13 protein-coding genes are annotated in these 14180 nt (G+C 75.3%); 6 read left to right on the forward strand and 7 right to left on the reverse strand.

From position 1 onward, the window contains the following. Positions 1-77: 77 nt before the first annotated feature. The 3 genes from AC067A_RS15190 to AC067A_RS15200 form a co-directional block, all read right to left on the reverse strand. A complete protein-coding gene (locus AC067A_RS15190; protein ID WP_478619682.1) occupies positions 78-1136 on the reverse strand; it encodes an aminotransferase class V-fold PLP-dependent enzyme in 1059 nt (352 codons plus the stop codon). 104 nt (positions 1137-1240) lie between these two features. Further along, positions 1241-1948, reverse strand: a complete 708-nt coding sequence (locus AC067A_RS15195; protein WP_478619685.1) for a DsbA family oxidoreductase — start codon at positions 1946-1948, stop codon at positions 1241-1243. Positions 1949-2098: 150 nt separating this feature from the next. Next, on the reverse strand, positions 2099-3085 hold the full coding sequence (locus tag AC067A_RS15200) for a GlxA family transcriptional regulator (RefSeq protein WP_478619688.1): 987 nt from the start codon (positions 3083-3085) through the stop codon (positions 2099-2101). Between the two features lie 70 nt (positions 3086-3155). Between AC067A_RS15200 and AC067A_RS15205 the strand changes: the two genes are divergently transcribed. Next, positions 3156-4583 carry an MFS transporter gene (locus tag AC067A_RS15205; protein ID WP_478619690.1) on the forward strand — a complete coding sequence of 476 codons (1428 nt, stop codon included), beginning with the start codon at positions 3156-3158 and terminating at the stop codon, positions 4581-4583. On the opposite strand, the gene AC067A_RS15210 is transcribed toward AC067A_RS15205, so the two are convergent. Continuing rightward, positions 4534-5448: an AraC family transcriptional regulator gene (locus tag AC067A_RS15210; protein WP_478619692.1), complete on the reverse strand. Its 915-nt coding sequence runs from the start codon at positions 5446-5448 to the stop codon at positions 4534-4536. The two genes, AC067A_RS15205 and AC067A_RS15210, sit on opposite strands and share 50 nt — an antisense overlap. Positions 5449-5562: 114 nt before the next feature. Between AC067A_RS15210 and AC067A_RS15215 the strand changes: the two genes are divergently transcribed. Beyond that, the gene (locus tag AC067A_RS15215) at positions 5563-6591 is read left to right on the forward strand and encodes a zinc-dependent alcohol dehydrogenase family protein (RefSeq protein WP_478619694.1); all 1029 of its coding nucleotides are present in this window, start codon (positions 5563-5565) and stop codon (positions 6589-6591) included. A gap of 105 nt (positions 6592-6696) precedes the next feature. On the opposite strand, the gene AC067A_RS15220 is transcribed toward AC067A_RS15215, so the two are convergent. After that, positions 6697-8190: an aldehyde dehydrogenase (NADP(+)) gene (locus tag AC067A_RS15220; protein WP_478619697.1), complete on the reverse strand. Its 1494-nt coding sequence runs from the start codon at positions 8188-8190 to the stop codon at positions 6697-6699. A gap of 161 nt (positions 8191-8351) precedes the next feature. Here AC067A_RS15220 and AC067A_RS15225 point away from each other — a divergent pair, with 161 nt between their 5' ends. Further along, the gene (locus tag AC067A_RS15225) at positions 8352-9122 is read left to right on the forward strand and encodes an IclR family transcriptional regulator (protein ID WP_470878296.1); all 771 of its coding nucleotides are present in this window, start codon (positions 8352-8354) and stop codon (positions 9120-9122) included. A 151-nt stretch (positions 9123-9273) separates the two neighbouring features. Here the strand turns inward: AC067A_RS15225 and AC067A_RS15230 are convergent, their stop codons facing one another. Then, on the reverse strand, positions 9274-9771 hold the full coding sequence (locus tag AC067A_RS15230) for a cupin domain-containing protein (RefSeq protein ID WP_478619700.1): 498 nt from the start codon (positions 9769-9771) through the stop codon (positions 9274-9276). A gap of 175 nt (positions 9772-9946) precedes the next feature. Here AC067A_RS15230 and AC067A_RS15235 point away from each other — a divergent pair, with 175 nt between their 5' ends. The 3 genes from AC067A_RS15235 to AC067A_RS15245 are packed head-to-tail and all read left to right on the forward strand — an operon-like array spanning position 9947 to position 12830. Next, the gene (locus tag AC067A_RS15235) at positions 9947-10942 is read left to right on the forward strand and encodes a hypothetical protein (protein ID WP_478619702.1); all 996 of its coding nucleotides are present in this window, start codon (positions 9947-9949) and stop codon (positions 10940-10942) included. Continuing rightward, a complete protein-coding gene (locus AC067A_RS15240) occupies positions 10939-12174 on the forward strand; it encodes a sensor histidine kinase (protein ID WP_478619704.1) in 1236 nt (411 codons plus the stop codon). Before AC067A_RS15235 ends, AC067A_RS15240 begins: the two co-directional genes overlap by 4 nt. A gap of 38 nt (positions 12175-12212) precedes the next feature. Then, positions 12213-12830 (forward strand): response regulator, encoded by a 618-nt coding sequence (locus AC067A_RS15245; RefSeq protein WP_478620419.1) that lies wholly within the window; start codon positions 12213-12215, stop codon positions 12828-12830. Positions 12831-12991: 161 nt separating this feature from the next. Here the strand turns inward: AC067A_RS15245 and AC067A_RS15250 are convergent, their stop codons facing one another. After that, on the reverse strand, positions 12992-14074 hold the full coding sequence (locus AC067A_RS15250; protein ID WP_478619707.1) for a hypothetical protein: 1083 nt from the start codon (positions 14072-14074) through the stop codon (positions 12992-12994). Positions 14075-14180: the final 106 nt, after the last annotated feature.

The raw sequence follows: 14180 nt of genomic DNA on the forward strand, positions 1-14180 counted from the left end.
GCGAGGACGCGGGGCCGGGCGGCGGGCCGGCCCGTAAGGGCGTCCGGGGCGGCCGCCCTGGCGGGGCCGGGCGCGGGTCAGTCCGCGAGGACGGACAGGGCGCGGTCGACGTCCGCCGCCGTGTTGTACAGGTGGAAGGAGGCGCGCAGGTTGCCCGCGCGGTCCGAGAGCAGGACGCCGGCCTCCCGCAGCGCGTCCGCCCGGTCGCCGAGGCCGGGGACCGCGACGACCGTCGAGTCGTCCATGACCGGCGCGTGGCCGAGGGCGAGGAGCCCGGAGCGGAAGCGGGCCGCGAGCCCCTTGTCGTGGGCCTCGATCCGCTCGATGCCGATCTCCTCCAGGAGGGCGAGCGAGCGGGCCGCCCCGTGGTACGACAGGAAGGCCGCGGGTTCGTCGAAGCGGCGTGCGGTGCGGGCCAGTTCGCGGACCGGGCCGTAGCTGTTCACCCACAGCTCCTCGCCCGTGACCCAGTTGGCGTGGATCGCGAGGAGCGAGTCCTGCGCCTCCTCGGTGACGGTGAGGAAGGACGCCCCGCGCGGACAGAGCAGGTACTTGTAGCCGCCGGCGACCGTGTAGTCCCACTCCCCCGCGTGCAGCGGCAGCCAGCCGGCGGACTGGGTGGCGTCGAGGAGCGTGCGGGCGCCGTGGGCGGCCGCCGCCGCCCGTACCGCCGTGCAGTCGGCCGTCCGGCCGTCCGCCGACTGCACGGCGGAGAACGCGACGAGCGCGGTCTCGGGGCGGACGGACTCGGCGAGCCGCTCCAGCGGCGCGAACCGGGTCTTGAGGTCGCCGCGGATCGTGAACGGGGTGATGAGCGAGGAGAAGTCGCCCTCCGGGAAGAGGATCTCCGCACCCGGGGGCATCGACTGGGCGATCATCCCGCAGTGGACGGCCACCGAGCTGCCGACGGCCACCCGCTCGTGGGACACGTGGGCGATCCGGGCGTACGCGGCCCGGGCCTCGTCGACGATGTCGAAGCTGCCGGCGCCGTCGGAGCGGCCGTCGGCGGTCTCCTCGGCGAGCAGCGTGACGGCCTCGACGGTCCGGCGCGGCAGCAGGCCGGCGGCGGACGTGTTCAGGTAGGTCTGCTTGGGCGCGAACTCGGTGCCGCCGAGCGGCTGGTCAAGGGCATCCATGCGTCCACCCTGGATTCCCCACGATCACCCGTCAATGACGTTCCGACCGTGGGGAGACCCAAGCAGCGCTTATCCGTGCAGGTCGGAACGCGCAGGTCAGGCGGTCAGGCCTGGGGAACATCGCAGGCGCCGTCCGGGCCGCAGACCTCCGCGTCGGAGCCGACCGGCTGGAGCGCCCGGCCCTGCCAGGCCTGTTCGAGGGCCTGGGTGAAGACCTCGGCGGGCTGTCCGCCGGAGACGCCGTAGCGGCGGTCGAGGACGAAGAACGGCACCCCGTTGGCGCCGAGTTCGGCGGCTTCGCGCTCGTCCTCCCGCACGGCCGCGGCGTAGGCGGTCTCGTCGGCGAGGACGGCCCGCACCTCGGTCTCGTCGAGACCGGCCTCGACACCGAGGGCCACGAGGGTCTCCGCGTCGAAGACGGAGCGCTCCTCGGCGAAGTTGGCGCGGTAGGCCAGGTCGAGCAGCTCGTTCTGGCGGCCGCGCTCCTTGGCGAGGTGGAGGAGCCGGTGGATGTCGAAGGTGTTGCCGTGGTCGCGGCCCTCGGTCAGGTAGCCGAGGCCCTCGGAGTGCGCGTTGGAGGCGACGTGCGCCTCCATGGCGCGGGCCTCGTCGAGGGTGCGGCCGTACTTCCTGGCCAGCATGTCCACGACGGGGGCCCGGTCGCCCCTGGGGCTGTTCGGGTCGAGCTCGAAGGAGCGGTGCACCACCTCGACGTCGTCGCGGTGGGCGAAGGCCGCGAGCCCCTTCTCGAAGCGGGCCTTGCCGATGTAGCACCAGGGGCAGGCGATGTCGCTCCAGATCTCGACGCGCATGTGACTTCTCTCCGAGGGTTGCCGGTGGGGTCTTCCGTAGGGGCGAACGCCCCGGCCGTCCTCCGCCATTCCGTTTCCGGCCCCGGTGTGAGCCGGAGCACGGGGCGACCGCCGTCGCGCGCGCCCGGGGTCAGGCGGTTCCGGCGGCCGTCAGCGGGTTCCGGCGGCCGCCGGACGGCTGAAGGAGGCGCGGTAGGCGCTCGGGGTGAGGCCGGTGCGGCGGGTCAGGTGCCCGCGCAGCGAGTCCGCCGTGCCGAGGCCGCTGGCGCGGGCCACCTGGTCCATGGCGAGCGGGGTGGTCTCCAGGAGCTCCTTCGCCCGCTCGACGCGCTGGTGCAGCAGCCACTGGAGCGGGCTGACGCCGGTCTCGGCGTGGAAGCGGCGGGAGAGGGTGCGGACGGAGACCCCTGCGTGCCGGGCGAGGTCGGCGAGGCCGAGCGGCTCGTCGAGGTGCGCCATCGCCCACGCGCGCGTGTCGGCGAAGGAGACCCCGCGCTCGGGCGGCAGCGGGGTCTGGGTGAACTGGGTCTGGCCGCCGGGCCGGACGGGCGCGACGAGGGCGAGCCGGGCGACGGTGTTGGCGACGGCGGCGCCGTGGTCGGTGCGGATGACGTGCAGGCAGAGGTCGATGCCCGCCGCGTATCCGGAGGAGGTGAGGACGGGGCCGTCCTGGACGAACAGGACGTCGTCCTGGAGGGCGACGGACGGGTGCCGGTCGGCGAGTCGCCGCCGGTACGCCCAGTACGTCGTCGCCGCCCGGCCGTCGAGCAGTCCGGCCTCGGCGAGCGCGAAGGCGCCGGTGCAGAGGGAGGCGATGCGCTTGCCGTCGGCGGCGGCCCCCCGCAGCGCGTCCAGGATGCGCGGATCGGTGTCCGTGGAGGAGCCGCTGCCCGCGAGGACGACGGTGTCGGCGGCGGCGACGGCGTCCAGGCCGTGCGGTACGACCAGGTCGAGGCCGCCGGTGGTGGCGACGGGTCCGGGGTCGGGGGCGCAGATGACGGTCTCGTAGCCGGGCCGGCCGTCGATCTCGACCTTGCCGAACAGCATCTCGGGGATGGCCAGGTTGAACATCGAGACGGGCGGGGCGGCGATCACGGCGACACGCCGGACCCCCTGGGCGCGGGACCCGACGGACATGGCCAGAACCTCCGGGCATATGGCATTCGGGCCACTACTGTACGTCGCCGCCGCTCACCAGGCTGGGGGCATGTCCCCGACGGTCCGCACCGAAGCCCCCGTTCTCCCTCAGCCCGACCCGGCCCCCGAGTGCTCCCCCGGCCCCGCGCTGGCCGCCGCGATGCTCGGCTTCGCCCTCATCACCCTCGACACCTCCGTCGTCAACGTGGCGCTCCCCGCCATCGGCGCCGACCTGGGGGCCGGCATGTCCGGTCTCCAGTGGGTGGTCGACTCGTACACGCTGGCCTTCGCCGCGCTGCTGCTCTCCAGCGGGGCGCTCGCCGACCGGGTCGGGGCGAGCCGGGCGTACGGGGCCGGGGCCGTCGCCTTCACCCTCGCCTCGGCCGCCTGCGGCCTCGCCCCCGGCCTTCCGGCGCTGCTCGCGGCCCGTACCGTGCAGGGCGCGGCGGCGGCCGTGATCCTGCCGGCCTCACTGGCCCTCGTGCGGGAGGCGTACGGCGATCCGGGGCAGCGGGCCCGCGCGGTGTCGCTGTGGGCGGCCGGCGGCACGGTCGCGGTGGCGCTCGGCCCGGTGGCGGGCGGGGCGCTGACCACGGCCTGGAGCTGGCGCGGCATCTTCTTCGTCAACCTCCCCCTCGGGCTCGTCGCCCTCGCCCTGCTCACCCGGGTGGTCCGCTCGGAGCGCCGGCCGGCGCCGCTCGACCTGCCGGGGCAGCTGACGGCGGTGGCGGCGCTCGGGGGCCTGACGTACGCCGCCATCGAGGGCGGCACGGAGGGCCGGTGGGCGCTGGGGGTCGCGGTCGCCTCCTTCGCCGCGTTCCTCCTGATCGAGGCCCGGCGGCGGCATCCGATGGTCCCGCTCGGGCTCTTCCGGAACACGACGGTGGCGGTGGCGGTGGCGGCGGGCGCGGCGAACAGCGTGGCCTTCTACGGCATGGTCTTCGTCTTCAGCCTCTTCTTCCAGCAGGTCCTGGGACTGTCGGCGCTCGGCGCGGGGCTGATGTTCCTGCCGATGACGGGGCTGCTGGCCGGGGTGAACGTCCTCTCGGCGAAGGCGGCGGCGCGGTACGGGGCGAAGCTGCCGATCGTGGGGGGGCAGGTCGTCGCGGTGGCCGGCCTGCTCGGCCTGCTCACCGTGGACGCGGACTCCTCCCGGGCGGCCCAGGCCCTGCTGCTCGTGCCGCTGGCGCTCGGCGCGGGCTTCTCCCTGCCCCCGCTGATCGCCTCGATGATGGAGGCCGTCCCGGCGGAGCGGGCGGGCACGGCGGCGGGGCTCCTGAACGCGATCCGCCAGACGGCGGGCGGCCTCGCCATCGCCGTCTTCGGCTCGCTCGCCGCCCAGGACCTGACGACGGCCCTGCGCACCGGCCTCCTCGTCAGCGCCGGCCTGCTGGCCCTGACGGCCCTGGCCTCGCTGCGCCTGCCGGGCCCGCCGGACCCGAGCGGGGTCAGGCGCCCTTGCGGTACTGCCCCGGCGCCATGCCGTACTCGCGCTTGAAGGCCTTGGCGAAGGCGAACTCCGAGGAGTACCCGGAGCGTTGGGCCACGACGCGGAGCGGAAGGTCGGCGGAGCGGAGGAGCCGGCCGGCCGTGGTCATGCGCCACCAGGTGAGGTACGCGAGGGGCGCGCGGCCCACGAGGGTGGTGAACCGGCGGGCGAAGGGGGCGCGGGAGAGACCGGTGAGGGCGCCGAGCTCCTCGACCGTCCACGCTCTCGCGGGGTCGTCGTGGAGGGCGCGGAGCGCGCGGGCCACCGCCGGGTCTCCGAGCGCGGCGGACCAGCCGGTGGACCGGTCGGCGCGTTCGGCGAGCCACCAGGTGCGGAGCAGGTACAGGAGCAGGGTGTCGAGGAGCGCGGGGACGATGGCGTCGGATCCCGGCTGCGGCTCGGCGAGTTCGGCGCCGAGCAGGTCGACGGCGGCGCGCAGCCGGGGGTGGGCGCCCACCCGTGCGGGCAGGTGGACGTACGGGGGCAACTCGGTGAGCAGCGGATGGGCGCGGGCCCGGCTGAGCTGGTAGGCGCCGCACAGCAGCAGCGTCTCCTCGGCACCGACCGGGCCCCGGTCGGGCGGGGTGGGCCAGTGGCCGTCGGCCGCGGGCAGGGCGTCGACGAGCGGGGTGCCCGGCCGGTCGGCGAGCCCGTGGCCGGTGCCGTGGGCGAGGAGGACGACGTCGCCGGGGCCGAGCCGGACGGGGGCACCGTCGTCCGGCGGCAGCAGCCAGGCGGTGCCCTGGAGGACGACGTGGAATCCGGCGCCCTCGCTCTCGGGGAAGCGGATGCCCCAGGGCGCGAAGCGGACCGTGCGGGAGGAGTGCGGCCGCCCGGTGCGCATGGCGGCGATGGCATCGCTCAGTACGTCCATCCCGGCACCGTACTCCCGTACGCGACTCCCCATGCACGGCGGCGAGACGATCGGACATGATCGGGAGCGATGAGGACATGGATCGTCTCGCCGCGCTTTCCTACGGTCGGAGGCATGACGACGACAACGGGCAGGACGACCACAACGAGCAGGACGACCAAGGCGGTTCTCTTCCACGAGACCGGCGGTCCCGAGGTGCTGACGGTCGAGGAGGTTCCGCTTCCGGACCCCGGCCCCGGGGAGGTGCTCGTACGGGTCGAGGCGCTCGGACTCAACCGCGCCGAGGCCCTGTTCCGCGCGGGTACCTACTACTACCCGGCGACGCTGCCGGGTTCACGGCTCGGCTACGAGGCGGCCGGAGTGGTCGAGGCGGTCGGCGAGGGGGTCACGGCATACGCCCCGGGCGACCCGGTGATGGCCGCGGCGAACTTCGACTTCGGGACGTACGGGGTGTACGCGGAGCGGGTGGTGCTGCCGGAGGAGTACCTGGTGGCCCGGCCCGAGGGGATGGACGCGGTGACGGCGGCGGCGGTGTGGCTGACGTACTTCACCGCGTACGGCGGCATGGTGCTGACCGGCGGGCTGCGCCCGGGCGACCACGTGCTGGTCACCGGGGCGTCGAGCGGGGTGGGGACGGCCGCAATCCAGTCGGCGCTGCGGATCGGCGCCGTGCCGATCGCCACCACGCGCGGCGAGGACAAGCGGAAGCGGCTTCTGGCACTCGGGGCGCCCCACGTGATCGTCACCGACACGGAGGACCTGGTCGGCGAGGTGCGCCGGATCACCGGCGGGGCGGGCGCCGACCTCGCCTTCGACGCGATCGGCGGGCCCGGCTTCGCCCGGCTCGGCGACGCGCTGCGGACCGGCGGCACCGCCGTCCTGTACGGCTGGCTCGACCCGCGCCCGGTCGCCCTGTCGGCGAACTGGCCGCTGACCACGCACACGTACGCGAACGGCGCCCTGGCCAGGACCGAGGAGGGGCGCCGCCGCGCCGCCGGGTTCATCGGCTCGGGGCTGCGCGACGGCTCCCTGGCGCCGGTGATCGCCGAGACCTTCGACGGCCTGGAGCGGATCGCCGACGCCCACCGGCTGATGGAGTCGAACACGCACTTCGGGAAGATCGTGGTGCGCGTCTCCCCCTAGGGAGGTGTCCGGGAGGTCCTGCCTCGCGTCGCTTTCCGGCAGGCCCCCGGGCCCCGTCCGGAAAGCGCGCGCTCGCGGGTCCCGATCGGCACGGCACCGCCCGGCTCAGCGCCTCGGCACGTCCAGCGGGTTGCCGTCGCGGAGTTCCGGCGGAAGGAGGTGGCCGGGGGTCGACTGGTAGGTGACGGGGCGCAACCAGCGCTCGATCGCGGTCGCGCCGACCGAGGTGCTGGTGGAGGTGGTGGCCGGGTAGGGGCCGCCGTGGTGCTGGGCGGGCGCGACGGCGACGCCGGTGGGCCAGCCGTTGACGAGGACGCGGCCGGCCAGCGGGGTGAGTTCGGCGAGCAGCGGGGCGGCGTCGGCGTCCTCCTCGGCGATGTGCAGGGTGGCGGTGAGGTTGCCGGGCAGCAGGCCGAGGACGGCGCTGACCTCCTCGCGCGAGGCGTAGCGGGCGACGACGGTGACGGGTCCGAAGCACTCCTCGAGGAGGAGGCGGTGGTCGCCTTCGGCGAGCCGGTCGGCGTCGACGTCGAGGACGCCGGCGCTGACGGTGTGCTCGCCGCCGGCGCCGGGGGTGACGGTGGTGCGCACACCGGTGAGCGCGGCCCGCTCGGCGACCCCGGCGACGAAGGCGTCCCTCATCCGGTGGTCGAGCATCACGGCGGGTTCGGTCTCGCTGACCGCGGCGGTGAGCGCGGCCAGGAAGCGGTCGCCGTCCTCGCCCCGGGGGGCCAGGACGAAGCCGGGCTTGGTGCAGAACTGGCCCGCGCCCAGGGTCATCGAGCCGGCCAGACCGCCGCCGATCTCCTCGGCCCGCTCGCCGACGGCGGCGGGGGTGATCACGACGGGGTTGAGGGAGCCGAGTTCGCCGTGGAAGGGGATGGGGACGGGCCGGGCGACGGCCGCGTCGAAGAGGGCCCGGCCGCCGCGGATGGAGCCGGTGAAGCCGGCCGCCGCGACGAGCGGGTGGCGGACGAGCTCGACGCCCGCGTCGAAGCCGTGGACGAGGACGAGGACGTCCTCGGGGAGACCGGCCTTGGCGGCGGCCCGGCGCAGCAGGGAGGCGCAGAGCTCGGAGGTCGCCGGGTGGTCGGGGTGGGCCTTGACGACCACGGGGCAGCCGGCGGCCAGGGCGCTGGCGGTGTCGCCGCCGGGGACGGAGAAGGCGAGCGGGAAGTTGCTGGCGGCGTAGACGGCGACGACGCCGAGCGGGATCTTCCAGCGGCGCATGTCGGGCCGGGGCGGGGTGGCTCCGGGGTCGGGGAGGTCGATCCGGACGTCGAGGAAGGAGCCCTCCTCGACGACGTCGGCGAAAGCCCTCAACTGGGCTGTGGTCCGGGCGAGTTCGCCGCCGAGACGGACCGGACCGAGGGCGGTCTCGGCGTCGGCGGCCTCGGCGATCTGCTCGCCGGCCCCGTCGAGGAGGTCGGCGGCGGTACGGAGGAAGGCGGCCCGCACGGCGCGGTCGGCGAGCGCCCCGCGGGTGGCGTGGGCGGCCCGTACGGCCCGGTCGACCTCCTCCGCTGTGGCCTCCACCGCAACCTGCTCGCGCGGCTTCCCCGTCCTGGGGTCCACACTCCACACTGGTTCTGCCGCCACCGCCACGCCCCTGTTCGCTATTCTGAACACAGTTCCCGTAGATGAACGCATCTGGGTGGGACTCTATTGACGGCCCGGCCGTCTCCACAAGGCCGACGGCCGGCCGGGGTGGCCGGCCGGCGCGGGGTGGGCGACCGGACAACGGAAAAGGGGCGAGGGTCATGGCGACTGCCGACGCGGGTGGGGCACAGGTGAAGTCCGCGGTGCGGACCGTGGAGCTGCTCGAGTACTTCGCCGGGCGCCCCGGGATGCACTCGCTCGCCGCCGTCCAAGAGGCCGTCGGCTACCCCAAGTCCAGCCTCTACATGCTGCTGCGCACCCTGGTCGAGCTCGGCTGGGTGGAGACGGACTCCACCGGCACCCGGTACGGCATCGGGGTGCGGGCCCTGCTCGTCGGCACCTCCTACATCGACGGCGACGAGGTGGTGGCCGCCTCCCGGCCCACCCTGGACCGGCTCTCCGACGACACCACCGAGACCATCCACCTGGCACGCCTCGACGGCACGAACGTGGTCTACCTGGCCACCCGCCAGTCCCAGCACTACCTGCGGCCGTTCACCCGGGTCGGGCGCCGGCTGCCCGCGCACTCGACCTCGCTGGGCAAGGCGCTGCTCGCCACCCACACCGACGAGCAGGTGCGCAAGCTACTGCCGGAGACCCTGCCGGCGCTGACCGAGCACACGATCACCGACCGCGAGCGGCTCATCGAGGAGCTGCGCGTCATCCGCGAACAGGGCTACGCGGTGGACCGCGAGGAGAACACCCTCGGCCTGCGCTGCTTCGGCGTCGCCATCCCGTACCGGACCCCGGCCCGGGACGCGATCAGCTGCTCGGTGCCGGTGGCACGGCTCACTCCGGCCCACGAGCAGATGATCAAGGACGCGCTGTTCGACGCGCGCGACCGGCTGACGCTCGCGACCCGCCGCCTCTGATTCCGACCCGCCGCTTCTGATTTTGACCCGGCGCCTCTGATTCCGATCCGGCGCTTCTGATTCCGATCCGGCGCTTCTGATTCCGACCCGCCGGCCGACCCCGCCCCGCGGGGTCGGCCGCGCTCGGCGGGGTCGGCCGCGCTCGGCGGAGTCAGCCGCGCTCGGCGAGGGCCGCCTGCCAGACCGGGCTGTCGACGTAGTGGTTGTCGTACTGCTCGGAGGACGCCTTGATCTCCTCGAAGCTCGCCTCGCCCCGCATGACCCGGCCGAGGAGGCGGAGGTAGTCGAAGCGGGCCATGCCGGGCGTGAACACGAAGAGCACGTCGGCCTCGGCTCCGGGCGCCGCCGCGAAGGCGTGCGGGGTGTGCGGCGGGACGAGGAGGAAGTCGCCCTGCTCCAGGACGGTCAGCTCCTCGCCCACCAGGACCTGGAGCGAGCCGCCGAGCACGAAGAACATCTCCGAGGCCTTGGTGTGGAAGTGCGCCGGGGCCCCGACGGCGCCCTTGGCGAACGAGGAGCGGTAGCTCGTGAGCTGTCCGCCGGTGGTGTCGGAGTCGGCGAGGAGCGTCATCACGCTGCTGGGGTCGGCGGTGGTCTCGGCGGTGGCGGCGCGGGTCAGGAGCGGGGCGAAGGTCGCGATCTCGTTCATGATCACTACCCTAGGGCGCCATTGACCCTTCGGCAGGGTTCAATCGATCATCGAAAAGATGGGTCAATTCCGCTTCCCTGACGGCCCTGGGAGGAGCGCCTCTCCCCCACCCGGGGGAGGCGGTTCCCCTGTCAGAAGGAGGTGGGGAGGCCGGTCGGGGCGGGAGCCTGGAGCCATGACACAGACCGCGCACCTCCCCGCCCCGGCGCCCGGCGCCGACCGCCGACCCGGCGCCCTCCGCCGGGTGCTGCGCGCCCTCGCGATCCTCGCCTGCCTCCCGTACATCTCGCTGAAGGTCGCCTGGGTGGCGGGCAGTGAGGTCGGGATCCCGGCGGGGAGCGCGCTCCTGGACCACCGGCAGATGATGGCGATCGCGAACTCGGTGACGGTCGTCGCCGACGTCCTCGTCGTCGTCCTCGCCCTGCTGCTCACCCAGGCCTGGGGCCGGCGGTTCCCCGCCTGGCTGCTCGCCCTCCCCATGTGGGCGGCCACCGGACTGCTCGCCCCGATCATGACCGGCTACCCGGTGCAGCTCGCGGTCGCCGCCCTCACCGGCGACGAGAGGGCCGCCGCGCCCAGCGAACCCTTCCTGGACGACTGGGTCTTCGGCGTCGTCTACGGCGGATTCATCCTCCAGGGCCTCACCCTGGGCACCCTCTTCGCCCTGTACGCCCGGGACCGCTGGGGGCACCTGTGGCGGGGCCGGCTCGGCGAGCTGTCCGCCCGCACGTCGGGGGCCGGAGCGCGGGCGCTCGCCGTGACCGGTGCGGTGTCCGCGCTCGGGTCCGCCTCGCTGCACCTGCTGTGGGCGACGGGCTCGACCACGGGTCTGTCCGCCCGGCGCATAGCCGAACGCGACCCCGACTTCTACGTCCTGGAGGCCGAGCGGCTCGGCTTCCTCGCCGCAGCCGTCGTCTTCACCCTGTTCCTGGTGCTGCGCCGGCCCGCCCGGCAGCGGGTCCGCACCACGCTCGCCCTGGCCTGGACGGCCTCGGCCGCCGTGGGCTGCTGGGGCGCCTACCTGTCGCTCGTGACGCTCCTGCCGGAGTCGGATCCGACCAAGCGCGTCCCCGAGCTCGTACAGCTGTCCTACGCTGGCGACATGATCACCGGGTTCCTCCTCGCCGCGGGCGTGGCGCTGTTCCTGCGGCGGCGGAGCGCCGGGGCGTGAGGCGGGTGCCGGCGCTGTTCGGGCAGCGGGCCAGGCTGCGGTGGCTCCATCTGATCCTGGGCGGCGCGCTGTTCATGCCCTTCTGGATGGTCGGCACGCTGGTCGTGGCGCCCCTGCTCGGCGGCGGCATGTTCACCGGCGGCCTGGGAGTCCAGTTCGGGGCGTACGCGGCGGGACTGCCGCTCGCCGCCGTCACCGCGCTGTTCCCGCTGGCCCGGCCGATGTCGGTGGCCGCGGCGCGGGCCCTGTGCGGGGTGCCGGCCGACCGGTTCGCGGACGGCCCGGCGCGCGGCCGGGCGGCGCGGGCCAGGACGGCCGGCTGGTTCGGCCTGCACCTGGGATGCGGGGCGCTGGTCAGCGGGGCGACCCTGGCCCTGCCGCCGTTCGCGGTGTCGGTGATGGCGCTGCCGTTCTCGCCCGCGCTCCGGGAGTCCGAGCTCGGCCGGCTGTGGGGGCTCGACCGGCCCGGGTGGGTCTGGGCGGGCGTTCCGGCCGGACTGCTCATGCTGCTCGCCCTGGCCGTCGCGGCGGCCGCCGCCGGCGCCCTGCTCGCCCGCCAGGCGCCCCGGCTCCTGGGGCCGAGCCCGGCCGACCGGCTCGCGGCGGCCGAGCGCCGGGCGGCGGAGGCGGAGTCCCGCAACCGCCTCGCCAGGGAGCTGCACGACTCGGTCGGCCACGCCCTGAGCGCGGTCACCCTCCAGGCGGGCGCGGCCCGTCGGGTCCTGGACGGCGACGGGGCCGACCTGGAGTTCGTACGGGAGGCGCTCACCGCCATCGAGGAGACCACCCGGCGCACGGTCGGTGAGCTGGACTGGGTCCTGGGGCTCCTGCGGGACGACGGGGAGGCGGCCCCGGCCGGCCCGGGACCCGGGCTCGACGCCCTGGAGGCCCTGGTGCGGGGTGCGGGGCCGCGGGTGGCGCTGACCGTCGCGGGGGACCTGGCCCCCGTACCGGACGCGCTGTCCCGCGAGGCGTACCGGATCGTCCAGGAAGGGCTGACGAACGCGGCCCGGCACGCGGGCGGCGAGCCCGTCGCCGTACGGCTCGACGCACGCACCGAGGAGTTGGAGATCAGCATGGAGAACCCCCTGCCCGCCCGGCCGCCGGTCGCCCGCCCGCACGGCGGGCGGGGCCTGCGCGGGGTCGGCGAGCGGGCCCGGCTGCTCGGCGGCACCGCCGAGGCGGGCCCCGTGGACGGCGTCTGGCGCCTCGCGGTCAGGATTCCCCGGTGAGCGCCCCGATCAGGGTCGTGCTCGCCGACGACGAGCGGATGGTCAGGACCGCCCTGCGGGTCATCCTCGACGCCGAACCGGACCTGGAGGTCGTCGGCGAGGCGGCCACCGGCGCCGAGGCGGTCTCGGTGGTGCGCGCCGAGCGGCCCGACGTCGTGCTGATGGACGTCCGCATGCCGGAGATCGACGGCATCCGGGCCACCGAGCAGATCCTCGCCGGGATGCCGGACGCGCCCCGGATCGTCGTCGTCACGACGTTCGAGAACGACTCCTACGTGTACGACGCGCTGCGCGTCGGCGCCGCCGGCTTCCTGCTGAAGCGGGCCGCGGCGGAGGATCTGGTGAGCGCCGTGCGCCTGGTCGCGCGCAGCGACTCGCTCCTCTACCCGGCCGCCGTGCGGAGCCTCGCCGCCGAACACGCCCGCCACCGGCCGCCGGCCGCCCCGGCCTGGGCGGCCCGCCTCACCGACCGTGAGGCCGAGGTCCTGCGGCTCGTCGCGACCGGTCTCACCAACGCCGAGATCGCCGAGCGCATCGGCGTCGGCCCCGCCACCGTGAAGACCCACGTGGCCGCGGTCCTCGCCAAGCTCGGCGCCCGCGACCGTACACAGGCGGTGATCCTGGCGTACGAGTCGGGGTTCGTCCGCGCGGGGTGACGCGGCCGGTCACCGTCCCGGTGAGTCCGCTGGGCCCGGTGAGTCCGCTCGGCCCGGCGGGCCCGGCAGGTCGGCAGGTCGGCGCTTTGATCGCCGTCGTTCCTGCCCGGTCCGGCCGGCCCCGGCGACCGGCCGGCCGGTCGCCGGCACCGCGCGCCGGGTCAGGACCGGGTGGCGGTCCCGCAGCCGGCTTCGGCGTCGGGGAGGGGCGCCGTGCGGTCGTAGGGGTCGACCGTGCGGCCGCTGGTGCCGGTGCCGGATCCTCCGCCGCCGAACTCGGGCCGGAAGTAGCCGGTGGGGTCGCCACAACCGCCGTTGGTGGTGTCGGACCGGTGGGAGAGGACGGTGAGCGTCCCCTTCTCGGTCCTCACCTTCGCCGGGTCGTCCCAGCTCACCACGATCTCCCGCCGCACGATGACGCGCACGACCTCGTCGCCGCCGCCCGCCGGGGCGACCGGGTAGACATAGGTGACGTCGGCGGTCACCTCCAGGGCGCCGCGCCGCCCCTCCCGGTACGTGAGGCGCCCCCGGGTCTTCACCACGTCCCCGACGAGACGCGCCTGCGCCGGGTCGAAGCGGCTGAAGAGCGACAGCGGGTCGTGCTCCTCGTCCGGCGCGCGCAGCGCGGTCGACACGAACTCCCTCATGCCCGGCTGGTGCGGGTTGATCAGCGCGATCGCCTTCTCGGGACGTCCGCCCCGCAGCACCGCGGGATCCAGACCGGCGTCGGCGAGGAAGTCGCGGGTCCGCGCGAGCGCCCGCGCGACCTCCGCCTTCGTCATCCACCCGGTCGCCTCGGCGGCGGGCACGGTGATGCCGGCGCTGCCGTCCGACCAGCGCACCGCGGGCGAGCCCCGGAAGGGTTCGGCGAGGGTGGGCCGCCCACCCGGCTCCGCGGGGGGCGCCTGCTCCGGCCGCGCCGTCTCCTGCGCCAGGGGCCGCGCGGCGCCGTCGTCACCCGACCACCCGACGAGCCCTCCCGGGTCCACGGCCACGACGAGGAGGGCCAGCGAGGCCACGAACCCCGCCACGTACCAGCCCTTCCTCCGCCGGGGGCGCACGGGGGTGTGCGCACGCCAGGCCGTCGGTTCCGCGGGCCGCGCCCGCAGCCGGGCGGCCGCCTCACGGACCTTCGCCGACGGCTCCTCCGGGGCGTCCGCCGTACCGTCGGCCGAGGTCCGCAGGAACTCCTCCCACACCTCGTCCGGTACGTCCGGACCGCCGTTCCCCACACCCTTGCTCACGACCGACTCCCCACCCCACGCGTCTTCGGCCCCTCCCCCCGGGGCCCCAGCATGATCACACACGCGGTCGGGGCGTCGTGACCGGCGGTCCGGCCGCGGGGCCCGG

Source organism: Streptomyces sp. NPDC043176 (genome assembly GCF_056436715.1).